At 68.8% G+C, this 564-nt stretch carries 1 protein-coding gene; it reads right to left on the bottom strand.

Annotated elements, in window-relative coordinates:
* Positions 1-564, bottom strand: a 564-nt coding sequence (gene tssI, locus P5705_RS26530) for a type VI secretion system tip protein TssI/VgrG (protein ID WP_277463755.1), incomplete at both ends; no start/stop codon positions are given.

The raw sequence follows: 564 nt of genomic DNA, 5'->3' as shown, positions 1-564 counted from the left end.
CGCCGTGGTACAGGCAGCCGGTGACCAGGGGCTGATCGGGGTCACCTTCGAGGAAGCTGACCAGTACCTCCATGCCGACCCGGGGCAGCTGCAGGCTGGCGATGCCCTGCCCGGCCCAGCCGGAGGCCACGCGCATCCACACGCTGGACTTGTCGTCCGAGCGGCCTTCACGGTCCCAGAAGAACTGCACCTTGATGCGGCCGTACTCGTCGCAGTAGATCTCTTCGCCGGCCGGGCCGCTGACCACGGCGCGCTGGGTGCCGAGGATACGTGGCTTGAGGTGTTCCAGCGGCGGGCGGTAGGTGGCGTCCCACGGGGTGGCGCTGAAGAAATTGCGGTAGCCCTGCTGGAAGCAGTCGTACTTGGCGTCGACGTCGCTGGTGATGGCTTCTTCCAGCACCTGGGGCTGGCGGCCCTGGTGGTGCACGTCGGTGAGCAGCCAGAGGTCGTTCCAGGCGGCGTTGGGGTGTGCGCTCAGGGTCAGGAAATGCCCGCTGGCCAGCAACGGCTGGTCGCTGCGCCCTTCGGCCAGGCGGAAGTCGCTGCGGTGGCGCTCCAGGGCGC

The sequence above is a fragment of the Pseudomonas entomophila genome (assembly GCF_029478665.1).
GTDB lineage: Bacteria > Pseudomonadota > Gammaproteobacteria > Pseudomonadales > Pseudomonadaceae > Aquipseudomonas > Aquipseudomonas entomophila_F.
Note: the sequence above shows the minus strand (reverse complement) of the source record. Positions and strands in the feature narration are given on the sequence as shown.